This is a genomic window from Streptomyces sp. NPDC058092 (assembly GCF_042884935.1).
Classification (GTDB): Bacteria; Actinomycetota; Actinomycetes; order Streptomycetales; family Streptomycetaceae; genus Streptomyces.
Genome location: NZ_JBHVSY010000023.1, coordinates 18,882 through 32,154, shown reverse-complemented (window position 1 = coordinate 32,154; position 13,273 = coordinate 18,882). Strand labels below are relative to the sequence as shown.

Below are 13,273 nucleotides of genomic sequence, written 5' to 3'. Positions count from 1 at the left end.
GGTGGCGTCAAGCGATCAGTCCACGAGTCCTGTGGTGGCGTCAAGCGATCAGTCCACGAGTCCTGTGGTGGCGTCAAGCGATCAGTCCACGAGTCCTGTGGTGACGTCAACCGATCAGTCCACGAGTCCTGTGGTGGCGTCAACCGACCAGTCCACGAGCCCCGATACAACCGGCTGATTGGCTCGGAACATCGAAGTTCGAGATAGGCCTAAGCTGTCGATCTGGGCCTTCATCGAGGGACTGTAAATCGTTCGTTCGGTGTAGCTCCTGATCAAGGAGGTGGCAGCCTTCTTCGGCATCCGCCCGGCGCCGTGATCAAGGGCGGCATGGTGGTGTACGCGCCCCTCGGTGACGCCAACGCCGCAATCCCCACCACCCAGCCCGTCCTGCTGCGCCCCACCGCCGCGGCCGACGCCGCCCCGCACCTCTTGGCCAGCTTCGTGGCGCCGGCCGCCCTGGAGGACAAACTCGCCGAACGTCTCGGTCTGGTACGTGAGTTGGCCGCAGTTCGACCCACCCGCCACCTCACCAAGGCGGACCTGCCGAACAACACGGCGCTCCCGGACATCGACGTCGACCCGGAGACCTTCGCCATCCGCATCGACGGGGAGTTCGTCGAGCCCGCCCCCGCCACCGAACTGCCGCTGGCCCAGCGGTACTCCATGTTCTGATGGCGGGCCTCGCACCCCTGCTGCTCGGCGACGGCCGGCTCCCGGTCGGCGCGTACAGCTACAGCGCGGGGCTCGAACCGGCCGTCGCGGCAGGCCTCACCCGCGACCGCATCCCGGCCCTGCTGCGGGCGCGGCTGCACACGGCGGCCGTCACCGAAGCAGCCGCCGCCGTGCTCGCCCTGCGGGCCGCAGGGCAGGACCCGGTGGACTACGGCCCCGTACAACAGGCCCTCGCCGCCCGGACCCTCACCGCACCCCTGCGCGAGGCATCGACGACGCTCGGCCGCGGGGTGCACCGCCTGGCACGGCGGCCGGCTCCGGATCACCCCGCGGTCACCGCCCTGTCAGCGATCCGCCCGCGCCCCTTGAGGCCGATCGCGCCGGCCGCCCTCGGAGCCGTCATGAAGGTGTCGGAGGAGGAGCTGGCGCACGGCGTCGTCTACGACGCACTGCAGACCATCGCCTCCGCCGCGCTCAAGCTGCTGCCCGGCGATCCCCTCGACACCGTCGCCTGGATCCTCGCCGCGGAGCCGCACGCCGCGGCCGCGGTGGCCGAGGCCCTCGCGGTACGGACCCCGGCCGATCTGCCCGCCCGTACGCCCCCGCTCACCGAGTAGTGGGCGCTCGAACACACACCACGAGAAAGGAGACTCTTCCTTGCCTGACCAGCAGCCCGACCAGCGGTGGGACGAACAGCCCACCCCTGCAGCCCGACCAGGGCCCCAACGTGCGGCGGTGACGTCGCCCGCAAGGGCGGCCCCGGCATCACCGGCGCCGACCTCCTGATCACCAACAAGACCGACCTCGCGGATGTCGCCCCGGTCGTCGCGTTCCTGGCGAGCGACGACGCCGGGTACATCACCGGTCAGACGCTGACGGCCGACAGCGGGGCGATCAAGCTCCGCTGAACCCGGCCCATCGGCATTGCCCATGACCCGGCGGACGACCACAAGACCGGTCCGCCGCCGCGGCCAACGGTTCGATCACGGTCAGGAGCGGCTGATCCGGGAGCGGTCGACCGCGACGCGCGCCACCGCGGCCGCGCCCAGCAGCGCGGGGAGCGCCGCGACCGCGAAACACCCGGCCGGCGGCAGGCGGTCCACGAGCAGACCCACCGCCGCGGTGCCCGCCGAGGACCCGGCGTTGACCGCGGTGTTGACCCATGCACCCGCCTGCGTGCGGCCGCCCGCGCCCACGGACTCGTCCGCGACGAGATACGCGGTCGTCAGGGCCGGTGCGACGAACACCCCGGCGGCCGCCAGCACAGCGGCCAGCACGTACACATCGGGCGACAGCCCGGCCACCGCCATCGCCACTCCCAGGCCGGCGGCCGGCACCGGCAGCCGTACCCGGTTCGGCGCACGCCAGGAGACGGCGCCGTAGGCGAGCCCGCCGACCGCGCTTCCTGCCGAGAGCGCGGCCAGCACCCACGCCACCGCCGCGCCCTGGTGGCGCTGTTCGGTGAACGCCACCACCAGCAGGTCCAGCCCACCCAGACACAACCCCACGGACGCCGCCACGATCGCGGCGTGCCGCAGCCCGGCGATGCCGAGCAGCCGCCGCTCGCGAGGTGCGTCCTGTGGCGCGGCGGCCTCCTGAGCGGACGGTGTCGCGGCGATGCCGCGGACCGCGGGCGAGGACGCCAGCGCCAGGGCACCCACCAGCACGAGCACGGCACTGATCGCGACACCCGCCGCAGGGACGGTGAAGGTGACCACCACGCCCACCAGCAACGGTCCGGTGACGAACAGCAGTTCCTCGGCGACGCCGTCCAGGCTGTACGCTCGCCGCAACAGCTCTGGCTCGGGAACGAGGCTGCTCCACAGGGTCCGCATCACCGGTCCCAACGGCGGTGTGCAGGCGCCCGCCGCCACGGCGAGCGCCCCCAGCACCAGCGAGGAGGCTCCCGGCCGCCACGTCGCGTACGCCAGGGCGGTGAGCAGTGTCGCGTAGACACCGGCCATCGGCGGCAGGGCCCGGCGCGGCCCGTACCGGTCGATCAGCGCGGCACGGGCGGGGGAGAGGAAGACACTGGTCGCCCCGAACAGGGCCATGACGGCGCCCGCGACGGAGTACGAGCCGGTGGCGTCCTTCACCGCCAGCATCAGGGAGAGGGAGATCATCCCGTACGACAGCCGCCCCAACAGAGCGGCACCGAAGGTGCGGGAGGCATGGCGGGTGCGCAGGACGGTGGCGTACGAAGGGGCGCGCGAAGGCGCGGGTGAGGGCGAAGGCATGAGGACGTTCCTCGTGAGGGCAGCGCGGTACAAGGCGCCGCGGGCATGCGGGGACACCGAGGGCCGCACCCGGTGGGACGGGGTGCGGTCAGTACGGGGTCCTACGCACGAGAGAGGAACATGCGTGCCAACGTACCAGGGTGAGAAGCGTGTTGTGGAGGGCGCTTCGGGGGAAGGGCAGCGGCCGAAATCCGCTTGATCGAGGAGACCGCCCGGCACGCGGGCCACCTGGACGCCATAGGGAGATCCTGGACGGCGAGACGGGCTACTACTGACCCGGCTTCCGACGTCTCGTCCGAATTGCCACCGTTGAAGAAGGCAGGGTGTGAGACTGGGGCGTCGGCTGTTCCGGCGCTGCGCACCTGCGTGGTGCGACGGCTTCGGCGGGAGGGGACCGCGATGCGAAAGATCGTCCTGATGATGTCGGTGTCCCTCGACGGCTTCATCGAAGGCCCGGGCCGTGAGATCGACTGGCACCTGGTCGACGACGAACTGCACCGTCACTTCAACGAGCAGCTCAGGGCCATGGGCGGCTTCCTGGACGGCCGTGTGACATATGAACTCATGGCCGGGTTCTGGCCGACCGCAGACTCCGACCCCTCAAGTGCCGGACCAGTGGCCGAGTTTGCCGGTATCTGGCGGGACATGCCCAAGATCGTGTATTCCCGGACGCTGGAGCGGGCCGACTGGAACACCACCATCAGGCGGGAGGTCGACGTCGACGAGATCAAGGCTCTCAAGGCGCAGCCCGGCGGAGACCTGGTGCTCGGCGGTGCCGATCTGGCCTCGTCCTTCATGCGGCACGATCTGATCGACGAGTACCGCGTCTACATCCATCCGGTTCTCATCGGACGGGGAAAGCCCCTGTTTCCGGCGTCGGATGCCCGGACCGGGCTTCGCCTGGCCGAAACGCGGACCTTCGGCAACGGGGTCGTGCTCCTTCGCCACGAACGCCCCGCGGCTGCTCCACCGGAATGAACTCGCCGAGCCGCGGTGGTGTGACCGCTGCTCCACCGGACCGTACGGGCGGTTCTCCCCGTATAAATGCCGCACCGTGTACAGGTGGCCGCACGGTCACGAGATCTGACGAAAGGACAGGCGATGACACTCGGAGCCGAGGACCGTCTGGCCATCACCGAACTGATCGCCCTGCACGGGCATCTGGTTGACGACGGCGAACTCGACCGACTCGACGAGTTGTTCACCGACGACATCGTCTACGACACCTCGGACCTCGGGCATGGAGAGATGCACGGGCTGGCGGCCTTCCGGGACGCGGCGCTGGCGATGGCGGAGCGCGGGCCCGTCAGTCACCACGTCACCAACGTTATCCTCACCGAGGCCGGTGACGATCAGGTGCGCGCCCGGTCCAAGGGGATCGGTATCAAGGCGGACGGTACGTGCGGAAGCGTGACCTACGACGACGTGATCGTGCGCGGTGAGCGGGGCTGGCGCATCAGCCGTCGCAAGATCATCGTGCGGCAGGCGCCTGCAGCCGCGAAGGAGTAGCCCGCATCACATGTCACATGTGCGGGTGTCGTACGGCATGCCACATGTCACATGTCGCATGTGCGGACATCGCGCGGCGTGTGACATGCCGACGGCGCCCCCGCAACCAGCGGGAGCGCCGTCGACGGAGTCGGGGCGCGGGCCGGATGGCGACACCGGATGGCGACACCGGATGGCGACACCGGATGGCGACACCGGATGGCGTCAGGCGTCCAACATTCCCGACGTGTCGATGACCTGGCGGATCGCCCGGCCCGAAGCCAGCTCCTCCATCGCCGTGTTGATGTCGGCCAGCGGCAGCGTGCCCGTGTGCATCTGCTCCACCGGCATCAGGCCCGCCCGCCACAGGTCCAGGAACCTCGGGATGTCGCGGCGCGGTACCGCGTCGCCCATGTACGAGCCGAGCAGGGACTTGCCCTCGCCCGCGAACGCCAGCGCCGGGACCTCCAGCACCCGGTCGGGTGCGGGGAGGCCCACCGAGACGACGGTGCCGCCCCGGGCCACGGCCGTCAGGCACTCCGCCATGACCCTGGGACTGCCCACCGCCTCCACCGCCAACTCGACGCCACCGGAGGTGAGTTCGCGGATCGCGTCGACCGCCTGGCCGGGGGCGTACGCATGCGTGGCACCCAGCCGGACGGCCAGCTCGCGCTTCTCCTGGACCGGGTCGACCGCGATGATCGGGTACGCCCCCGCCGCCCGGGCGCCCAGCACCGCCGAGAGCCCCACGCCGCCCAGACCGTAGACCACCGTCGACTGGCCGGGACGCAGAGCCGCCGTGTTGATGACCGCGCCCGCGCCCGTAAGGACCGCGCAGCCGAACATCGACGCCACGGTGAACGGGATGTCCTTGGGGATCGGGACCACCGACTCCTGGGCCAGCACCGCGTGTTCGGAGAACGCGGAGACACCCAACTGGTGGTGGACCCGGTTGCCGGAGGCGTCGGTCAGCAGCGACGGGCCGTGCAGCAGCGCGCCCGATCCGTTCGCCGCCGCTGCCTGTGCGCACAGGGCGGGCCGGCCCGCCGCGCAGTCGGCGCAGAAGCCGCAGCTCGGCACGAAGACCAGCGCCACATGGTCACCGGGGGAGACCCGGCTGACACCCGGTCCGGTGTCCTGGACGACGCCCACTGCCTCGTGGCCGAGCGCCATCGGCAGCGGGCGGACCCGGTCGCCGTTGACCACCGAGAGGTCCGAGTGACAGAGCGAGGCGGCCGCGATACGGACCAGCACCTCGCCCTCGCGCGGGGCGCCCAGCTCCAGCTCCTCCACCTCCACCGGGCGGGTCTCGGAGTAGGGACGGGCCGTCGATATCCCGCGCAGCACCACCGCACGGGTCTTCACGCCCGCACCTCCGGACGCGGGGCGCAGCGCAGCACGTCGCGGCTCTCCAGCAGCGGGACGACCTTGCCGAGCACGATCTCCTGGAAGTGCGGGGTGGCGCAGTGCGCGGTGAAGTCGGCCTCGGAGCCGTACTCCTCGTAGAGCACGATCGCCCGCGGGTCCTCGGTGCCCTGGTGGACCCGGTAGGCGAGATTGCCCGGCTCCTGGCGGGAGGCGGCGGCCATCGTGTCGAGTAGGGGGAGGACGGCGTTCTCCTCGCCGGCCCTGGTGCGGTAGCGGGCGACGACTACGTATGTCATGGGGGGCTTACTCCTGGGGTGCGGGGGGCCTCTTCAGAGCGGTGGGCGGGACCGGCGGCAACTGGTCCCGGCGCAGGTGCCAGAGGCGGGGGTCGGACGTGGCTGCCGCGGCCGACCCGAGGGCCAGAGCGAGCGCCACGTCCGCGGCGGTTTCCACGAAGCCGGCGGCGACCGACGGGGACATCGCGCGCTGTGCCTGCGCGCTCATCCGGGCGACGATCGGGGCGGGCATGATCTCGACCAGGTCCGGTGCCCCGCGCGAGATCGCGTCCGTGGAGCGGCGAAGATTGGACCGGTCGGTGACGAACACCTTCATCATCGTCAGCAGGCCGAGCGGGCGGCCCTTCTCTATGAGGGAGAGCCGGGTACTGACCACGCCGTGCGCGCCCATGTTCTTGATGAACTCCAGCGCGCCCCGGTCCTGAGCCAGGCCGGGGCTGCTGTCCACGTTCACGAACACGGTCTTCCCCGCCCGGCCCAGCGCCGGCACGACCTGGGGCAGCTGCCCCACGGCGAGCGACGCGAGGATGCACACCTTGGCCGGTGCGGTCAGGAACTGCCGCAGCGGCTGAGTGCCGACGACCGACGCGACGACCGGCACCTCGGCGAACGCCGAGGTGAGCCGGGGGTCGAGTGCGGCACCGGACCGGGAGGGGGAAGGGGTCATGGCAAGGGCCTGCCTGGGGAAGGAGGGTTCGCGGCTGCTGAGGTCAGTTCAGCGGGGGCGTACCGAATCGGCTGGGAAGGCCCAGTTTGCCAGGGTTGAGAATGCCGGCCGGGTCCAGGGCCTTCTTCACCGCGACGAACGTCGCGAAGCCCGCTCCGAGGGATTCCTCCAGGTAGGGGCCGCGCAGCAGACCGCAGCCGTGGTGGTGGCTGAGCGCCGCCGCGTGCTTGATGAGTACGGTGTTGGCCGCGTCCCACACCGAGCGGTACCAGTCGCGCCGCGACTCGGGCGCCACGTCGCCGCGCAGCGAGAAGTAGACGCAGGCGCCGTCGGTGTACGCGTGGGACTGGTGGGCCGAGGCGGCCAGGGTGCCGTCCACCGACTGGATCGCGGCGACCACCTCGTCATAGATCACCGGGAGGTCGGTCCAGGACGCGGCCATCTCCAGGGTGTCGGCGACGAAGCCCGGACCCGGCTTGAAGCCGTCGGCGGACTTGCCGACCAGCATCCGCTCGTCCAGCCAGCGCTCGAAGACCGCCTTGCTGTCCAGCTCGGGGCCGTATGCCCCGCAGACCTCCCGCGCCACCTCGATCGAGGCGTCGACGATGGCCGGGTCGCCCTCGTCGGCGATGAGCAGGAGGTTGGTCTCCGGGTGGCCGAAGTGGGTGCCCGACTCCAGGGCGTCGTACAGCCGCAGCACGGCAGGGGTGGCACCGCGCTGCATGATCGTGCGGCAGGCGTCCAGGCCCTCGGCGAAGGTCTTGAAGCCGAACGCGACGGCGTTCGCGTACTCGGGCAGCGGGTGGACGCGCAGCCGCGCCGAGACGATGACACCGAGGGTGCCCTCCGAGCCGACGAACAGCTGGCGCAGGTCCGGGCCCACCGCGGCGCGGGCGTAGTCGCCGTACGTGGCCCGCGTGCCGTCGGCGTGCACGACGTCGACGCCGACGACCATGTCCTCGATCTTGCCGTAACGGGTGGAGAGCTGGCCGGCGCCCCGGCAGGCGATCCAGCCGCCGACCGTGGAGACGGCGAACGCGGACGGCCAGTGGCCCGTGGTGACGCCGTACTCCTCCTGGAGCTGCTTCTCGAAGAGGTCGCCGAACATGCCGGCCTGGACGTCCACGATGTTCGACTCGGCGTCGAAGCCGGTGATCCGGTTCAGTCCGCAGACGTCCAGGACGACGCCGCCGAAGACGGGGAGCGCCGCGCCCGTGACGTTGGAGCGGCCGGCGGACGGGGTGACCGGGATGCCGGCCGCGTGGCAGATCCGCAGCACGGCCGCGACCTGGTCGGCGTCGGCCGCCTCGACGATCACGGCGTTCGGCGTCGCCGGACGGCCCTCGGTCTCGCCGATCATCGAGCCGGCCCACCAGTCACGGGTCCGGGTGACGACCTCTTCGCGGGCGGTGTGCACCGCGTGCGCGGCCTCGCGCAGCGCCTCGATCACGGTCTCGGGAACCTCGACCGGGTCGGTCTGGAGGGCGGCCTCGCCGTCCCCGATCGGGGTGTTCTGCGCCCACTTGGCGAAGCTGGGGGCGCCGATCGTGTAGTTGCCCCGGTTGAACGGGTGGGTGATGGTCTGACGGCTGATCATGCTGCTGCCCCTTCGAGGAGTACGGACTTTTCGTGACGGACGGCTGCGAGGTACTCGGAGACCGAACGCTCCACCTCGGCCTCCGAGAGGTTCAGTTCCCGGCCGAGGATCGCGCCGACGGCCCCGGCGGCGTCGACGGAGGCGTCCCGGGCGAACAGCCGGGCGCGCAGCCGCCGGGAGAGCACGTCGTCGACCGAGCGGGCCAGTTCGGCGCGGGCCGCGTACACGACCTCGGCCTTGGTGTACGGGAGTCCCGCGACGACCGGCTCGGCCAGCGTCGGGTCGTCCTGGATCAGGTCGCCGACGAACCGGGCCTCGGTGCCGAAGCGCTCGCCGAGGTGTGCGGCGATGCCACCGGAGGCCGCGACGGCCTCGGCGTCGTAACCGGCACCGCCGAGCAGCGGGAGGTCGGTGGTGCGGCTCCTGCCCTTGCGGCCGAGAACCGTCATCACCTTGTCGATGACGAGCTCGCCCATGTGCCGGCTGGTGGTGAGCTTGCCGCCGGTCACCGTCACCATGCCGGTGCGGCCGACGGTGATGTGGTGGTCGCGGCGCATGTCGAGCGTCGCGCCCTCCTTGCCACCGACCAGCGGACGCAGGCCGCCGATGGAGCCGACCACGTCGTCCGGGGTGAGCTTCCCCTCGAAGGCGGTGTTGGCGCCCTCCAGCAGGAAGTCCATCTCCTTGCGGGTGCAGTGCACGTCGTCGGGGGAGCCCTGGTAGTCCTCGTCCGTGGTGCCGAGCACGACGCTGTTGCCCCAGCGGGTGCAGGTCGCGCGACGGGCCCGGCCGGGGATCGGCACGGTGACCGTGCAGTTGATCCGGACCTTGTCCCACGGCACCACGATGTGGACGCCCTTGGCGGGCCGTACCTGCGGCTTGTGACCGTCGTCGGCCTTCGCGTCGAGCTCGTCGGTCCACACACCGGTGGCGTTGACGACGGCCCGCGAGCGGATGTCGATGGTGTCGCCGTCCGCCGAGACCCGGGCACCGGACACTTTGCCCATCTGCATCAGCAGACCCTCGGCCTTGGCACCGTTGAGGATCGTCGCACCGAGCGCGGCGGCGGTCCGGACGATGGTCAGCACGAGCCGGGCGTCATCGGTGCGGGCGTCGAAGTACATCAGCCCGCCCTTGAGGTTCTCCGCGCGCAGCGTCGGCGCCTGCGCGAGCACCTCGGGGACGGTGAGCCGCTGGTGGAGCTTGCCGATCCGCCAGCCGCCGACCAGGTCGTACGTCCACAGCAGACCCTCGAAGCCCTTGGCGAGGCGGGCGTCGAAGATGCCCTCCTTCTCCAGGATCGGGAAGAGGAACGGCAGCCGGTGCACCAGGTGCGGGGCGTTCTTGCGGAAGCGGTGACGTTCCAGGAGCGAGTGGCGGACCAGGTTGACGTTGCCCTGCTCGATGTAGCGCAGGCCGCCGTGCACCATCTTCGAGGACTTCGACGACGTGCCGGAGGCGAAGTCGTCCTTCTCGATCAGTGCCGCGCGCAGCCCGCGCGAGGCCGCGTCGAGCACGGCGTACGCCCCGGTGATGCCGCCGCCGATGACGAGCACGTCGTACGTGTCGTCGGCCAGCCGGCGCTTGAGGGCCGCCCGGTCGAGCAGCAGGGGCGTTCGGCGGGTCGCCGCGGCGCTGCGCCGCGGTTTCCGGGCGGGCATGGTGATCACAACATCAACTCCTGGTGTTTCGGTGCGGCGGCCACGTGGTCGGGTACGGGCCGCCAGTGCGACGGTCGGGGGCCGTCAGTGGGGGGTTCGGGGTTCGGGGTCCGTCAGGGGAAGCAGCGCGGGGTCGTTCAGGTGGGCGATCAGCACGTCGCGCCAGGCGGCCCGCTGCTCGGTGCGCTCGGCCGCCGTGATCGACGGCTCGAAGACCTGGCCGTGCGGCTGTGCCTCGACGACCTCTTCGAGCGACGACCACAGGCCCTGGGCGACCCCGGCCAGGTAGGCGGTGCCGCGCAGGCTGGCGGTGGCGGAGTCGGAGACCCGCTCCAGCGGCAGGCCGGTCAGATCGGCCTGGATCCGCATGAGCGGGTCGCTGCCGGAGACCCCGCCGCCGACCCGGAGCCGGGTGAACGGCGTGCCCATGGTGTCGGCGACCCCGTCGATCAGGTCGCACACGGAGTGCGCGATCCCGTCGAGCACGGCGCGGGCGAGATCGGCGCGGGTGGTGGCGAGGGTGAGCCCGGTGAGGGAGGCGGTGGCCTCCGGGTGCCAGACCGGCGTACGGACCCCGGCGAGCGCCGGGACGAAACGCGGGGTGCGGCCCGGCCGGGTGGGGACCCGGCCCGCCTCCTCACCGAGCTCCTTCGGCGCTGCGAACAGCCCCAGGTCGTCGCAGAGCCAGCGCAGCGCCGAACCCGCCGTGGAGGTGTACGCCTCCAGGCTGTAGTGGCTGGTGTCGCCCTGCCGCCGGCCGGGCTGGGCGAGCACCCCGGAGATGTCCGGCCGGGGCAGGGCGGGCGTGGTGCCGGTCGCCGCGTCGACGAAGGCACCGGTCCCGTACACGCACATGCCCTGCCCGGCGGCGAGGCCGCCGAGCGCGATCAGTGCGGCGTGCTGGTCGCCCATGGAGGCGGCCAGCGGGACGGCGATCCCGAGGGCGGCCGGGTCGGTGGTACCGAATCCGGCGTCGTCGGAGCGGAGTTCCGGAAGCAGGTCGAGGGGGAAGCCGAGGTGGCTGATCCACTCCTCGTCCCAGGCGTGCCGTTCCAGCAGATAGCCGCCGCTGGACGCGGCGTTGGTCGGGGTGGTGGCGTGCACGGCACCGCCGGTGAGGCGCCAGATCAGCCAGGTGTCGACGGTGCCGAAGAGCAGCCGGCCCTCGCGGTGCGCGGCGGCCACCTCCGGGTGCGTGGCGATCTGCTGCGCGGCCCAGAGGAACGGGGCGCGGGCGCCGACCGGCCGGCCCTGACGGGCCAGCAGCACGGCGTCCCACTCCGCCTCGTACGCGGTGAGCTCATGGGCGTGACGCCGGTCCTGCCACACCACCGCGGGCAGCAACGGCTGCCCGGTGACCCGGTCCCACAACATCGCGGTGGCCCGCTGGGTGGAGAGCGCCACCGCGGTGATCTCGATGCCCTCCTCGCGGGCCCGGCCGACGGCCCGGCGCGCCACCTCGACGGTGGCACTCCAGATCTCCATCGGGTCCTGCTCGACCGAGAGGTCGTCCGGATGGCTGACCTTGATCGACCGGTAGAACACCTCGTGGGCTGCGCCGGAGTCGAGGACGACTCCGGCCCTGGTGCCCGTGGTGCCCTCGTCGATGGACAGCACACCGCGCCGTGGGGCGGCGCCGGGGAACGTCTGCGTCATTGCAGCCCTTTCATTGCGAGCATTGCGAGCTGTGCGGAGGGATACGAGAGGGGAGGGGACCATCGTGTGGTGCGGCAGGTCCGGTGCCGGGTCAGCGCGCGGTCGCGGACCGCGTGTCTTGCGGTGAGCCGGCCTGGGCGCCGACGGCGGCCCGGTCCTGTCCGGCGGCCCCGTCGGGGGACGCGGCCTTCGTCGGGTCCCACTTGATCGCCAGGCAGGTGATCAGGCCGAGCAGCGGCACGACGGAGAGCACCAGGAAGGTGTCGGCGAGCCCCAGCGAGTCCTTGATCTGCGGGAAGACGTACAGCCCGACGACACTGCCGAAGCTGCCGACCATCCCGGTGACACCGGTGCCGAGCGCGCGGACGTCACTGCTGTACGAGAGCGCGGCGATGGACTTGCCGTTGGCGCCGGGACCCGCGGAGTGGCAGAGGATGAACAGCACCGGCAACAGGAACGCCACGGCGGTGGGGACCTTCTCGAAGGTCAGCCCCATCGCGAGCAGTGCGACGAAGACCCCGGCGAAACCGGCCGCGGAGCTGAGCCGCAGCCCGAGCCGTCGGCCGAAGTACGCCGAGAGGAGACCGCCCGCGATACCGAAGGCGTTGAAGACCATCGAGCCGATGGTGGCCTTCTCGAAGCTCTCGCCGAAGATGGTCAGGCTGATCAGCGGGAGGTACCAGCCGACCGCGAAGTACTGCATCGACTGTCCGAGCGAGATGGCCGAGGAGAGGATCGTCCGGGGCAGGTACTCGCCCTTGAAGAGCAGTCCGGCCTGACGGAACCCGATGGCGGGCCCCTCGGTGGCCGCGCGGGTCGCCTCGTCGGGCTTACCGGCGACGGCCTTGATCCGGTAGATCTTGTCCAGGTTGACGACGGCCTCGTCCAGCCGGCCCTTGCTCGCCAGCCAGGTCGGACTCTCCCGGAGCATCAGCCACTGGCCCAGCAGCAGTGCGACGGCGACGACCGCGGCCGAGCCGACCGACCAGCGCCAGATGTCCGCGCCGACGTCCAGGTTGAAGAAGAGCAGGGCGAGCGCGAGGTTGCTGGTGGTGGCGACGTACCACACGGCCTGCCACAGGTTCAGCCGGCCGCCCAGCTTCGCGGGCGTGTATTCGGCGAGCAGCGCCATGGCGACGGCGAAGTCGATGCCGTACGCGACACCCACCAGGACCCGGCCGAGCCAGACGACGGTGAAGTCACCGGCGAACGCGGCCAGCAGGGCGCCCGCGATGGCGAACACCTTGGCGATGAGCAGCGGGGGAACGCGGCCGATCCGGGTGGCGAGCCAGCCGCCGACGGGGTTGAAGATGATCGCCAGGGCCGGAGCGGTGGCCGTGAGGATCGAGACCTGGGTGCTGGTGAGCTCCATCTGGGACGTCATCGGTCCCAGACCGGCGCTCAGCGCGGCGTTCGAATAGGCGTCGAGAAACAGCCCGCCGAACACGAAGAACCAGATGACTTGCGCCCGGCCGGTGATCTTTCCCAGCCCATCGATGAGCGCAACGACGTCGGCGACGCCTTTGACGCTCGGACGTTGTGCCATGAATCCGCCTTCGAGGAAGACCCATCGGCGGCACGGGGAGCACAAAAAACAGGCATGACGAAACCACCGACAGGTGGTCTATGTC

The 13,273-nt window shown here is 71.3% G+C and carries 11 protein-coding genes and 2 pseudogenes; 5 read left to right on the top strand and 8 right to left on the bottom strand.

Annotated elements, in window-relative coordinates; translation table 11 throughout:
* Positions 1-286: 286 nt before the first annotated feature.
* The 3 genes and pseudogenes from ureC to ACFVV1_RS30570 form a co-directional block, all read left to right on the top strand.
* A pseudogene (gene ureC / locus ACFVV1_RS30580) lies at positions 287-672 on the top strand (urease subunit alpha); the annotation flags it as partial.
* On the top strand, positions 672-1,289 hold the full coding sequence (locus ACFVV1_RS30575) for an urease accessory protein UreF (protein WP_389995794.1): 618 nt from the start codon (positions 672-674) through the stop codon (positions 1,287-1,289). The pseudogene ureC and the gene ACFVV1_RS30575, both read left to right, overlap by 1 nt.
* A 114-nt stretch (positions 1,290-1,403) precedes the next feature.
* Positions 1,404-1,517, top strand: a pseudogene (locus ACFVV1_RS30570) (urease accessory protein UreG); the annotation flags it as partial.
* Positions 1,518-1,661: 144 nt separating this feature from the next.
* On the opposite strand, the gene ACFVV1_RS30565 reads toward ACFVV1_RS30570, so the two are convergent.
* Positions 1,662-2,909 (bottom strand): MFS transporter, encoded by a 1,248-nt coding sequence (locus ACFVV1_RS30565; protein ID WP_389995791.1) that lies wholly within the window; start codon positions 2,907-2,909, stop codon positions 1,662-1,664.
* A 399-nt stretch (positions 2,910-3,308) separates the two neighbouring features.
* Between ACFVV1_RS30565 and ACFVV1_RS30560 the strand changes: the two genes are divergently transcribed.
* Both ACFVV1_RS30560 and ACFVV1_RS30555 read left to right on the top strand, forming a co-directional pair.
* A complete protein-coding gene (locus ACFVV1_RS30560) occupies positions 3,309-3,887 on the top strand; it encodes a dihydrofolate reductase family protein (protein WP_389995788.1) in 579 nt (192 codons plus the stop codon).
* 123 nt (positions 3,888-4,010) lie between these two features.
* Entirely contained in the window at positions 4,011-4,418 is a 408-nt protein-coding gene (locus ACFVV1_RS30555; RefSeq protein WP_389995785.1) for a nuclear transport factor 2 family protein, read from the top strand.
* Between the two features lie 204 nt (positions 4,419-4,622).
* Here the strand turns inward: ACFVV1_RS30555 and ACFVV1_RS30550 are convergent, their stop codons facing one another.
* From ACFVV1_RS30550 to ACFVV1_RS30520, 7 genes are all read right to left on the bottom strand, one after another.
* Positions 4,623-5,762: a zinc-binding dehydrogenase gene (locus ACFVV1_RS30550; protein ID WP_389995782.1), complete on the bottom strand. Its 1,140-nt coding sequence runs from the start codon at positions 5,760-5,762 to the stop codon at positions 4,623-4,625.
* A complete protein-coding gene (locus ACFVV1_RS30545; protein WP_389995779.1) occupies positions 5,759-6,061 on the bottom strand; it encodes a putative quinol monooxygenase in 303 nt (100 codons plus the stop codon). The genes ACFVV1_RS30550 and ACFVV1_RS30545 overlap by 4 nt, the downstream gene beginning before the upstream one ends.
* Positions 6,062-6,068: 7 nt before the next feature.
* Positions 6,069-6,728, bottom strand: a complete 660-nt coding sequence (locus ACFVV1_RS30540; protein ID WP_389995776.1) for a glycerol-3-phosphate responsive antiterminator — start codon at positions 6,726-6,728, stop codon at positions 6,069-6,071.
* Between the two features lie 43 nt (positions 6,729-6,771).
* A complete protein-coding gene (locus ACFVV1_RS30535; protein WP_389995773.1) occupies positions 6,772-8,325 on the bottom strand; it encodes an FAD-binding oxidoreductase in 1,554 nt (517 codons plus the stop codon).
* Positions 8,322-9,995: an FAD-dependent oxidoreductase gene (locus ACFVV1_RS30530; RefSeq protein WP_389995770.1), complete on the bottom strand. Its 1,674-nt coding sequence runs from the start codon at positions 9,993-9,995 to the stop codon at positions 8,322-8,324. The genes ACFVV1_RS30535 and ACFVV1_RS30530 overlap by 4 nt, the downstream gene beginning before the upstream one ends.
* Positions 9,996-10,070: 75 nt before the next feature.
* The gene (locus tag ACFVV1_RS30525; RefSeq protein ID WP_389995767.1) at positions 10,071-11,642 is read right to left on the bottom strand and encodes an FGGY family carbohydrate kinase; all 1,572 of its coding nucleotides are present in this window, start codon (positions 11,640-11,642) and stop codon (positions 10,071-10,073) included.
* Between the two features lie 91 nt (positions 11,643-11,733).
* Positions 11,734-13,188, bottom strand: coding sequence for an MFS transporter (locus ACFVV1_RS30520; RefSeq protein WP_389995765.1), 1,455 nt, complete (start codon positions 13,186-13,188; stop codon positions 11,734-11,736).
* Between the last annotated feature and the right edge of the window lie 85 nt (positions 13,189-13,273).

Excerpts from the sequence above, each read along its gene's own strand:
- ACFVV1_RS30575 (WP_389995794.1), top strand. The coding sequence starts at position 672 with ATGGCGGGCCTCGCACCCCTGCTGCTCGGCGACGGCCGGCTCCCGGTC.
- ACFVV1_RS30565 (WP_389995791.1), bottom strand. The coding sequence starts at position 2,909 with ATGCCTTCGCCCTCACCCGCGCCTTCGCGCGCCCCTTCGTACGCCACC.
- ACFVV1_RS30560 (WP_389995788.1), top strand. The coding sequence starts at position 3,309 with ATGCGAAAGATCGTCCTGATGATGTCGGTGTCCCTCGACGGCTTCATC.
- ACFVV1_RS30555 (WP_389995785.1), top strand. The coding sequence starts at position 4,011 with ATGACACTCGGAGCCGAGGACCGTCTGGCCATCACCGAACTGATCGCC.
- ACFVV1_RS30545 (WP_389995779.1), bottom strand. The coding sequence starts at position 6,061 with ATGACATACGTAGTCGTCGCCCGCTACCGCACCAGGGCCGGCGAGGAG.
- ACFVV1_RS30540 (WP_389995776.1), bottom strand. The coding sequence starts at position 6,728 with ATGACCCCTTCCCCCTCCCGGTCCGGTGCCGCACTCGACCCCCGGCTC.
- ACFVV1_RS30535 (WP_389995773.1), bottom strand. The coding sequence starts at position 8,325 with ATGATCAGCCGTCAGACCATCACCCACCCGTTCAACCGGGGCAACTAC.
- ACFVV1_RS30525 (WP_389995767.1), bottom strand. The coding sequence starts at position 11,642 with ATGACGCAGACGTTCCCCGGCGCCGCCCCACGGCGCGGTGTGCTGTCC.
- ACFVV1_RS30520 (WP_389995765.1), bottom strand. The coding sequence starts at position 13,188 with ATGGCACAACGTCCGAGCGTCAAAGGCGTCGCCGACGTCGTTGCGCTC.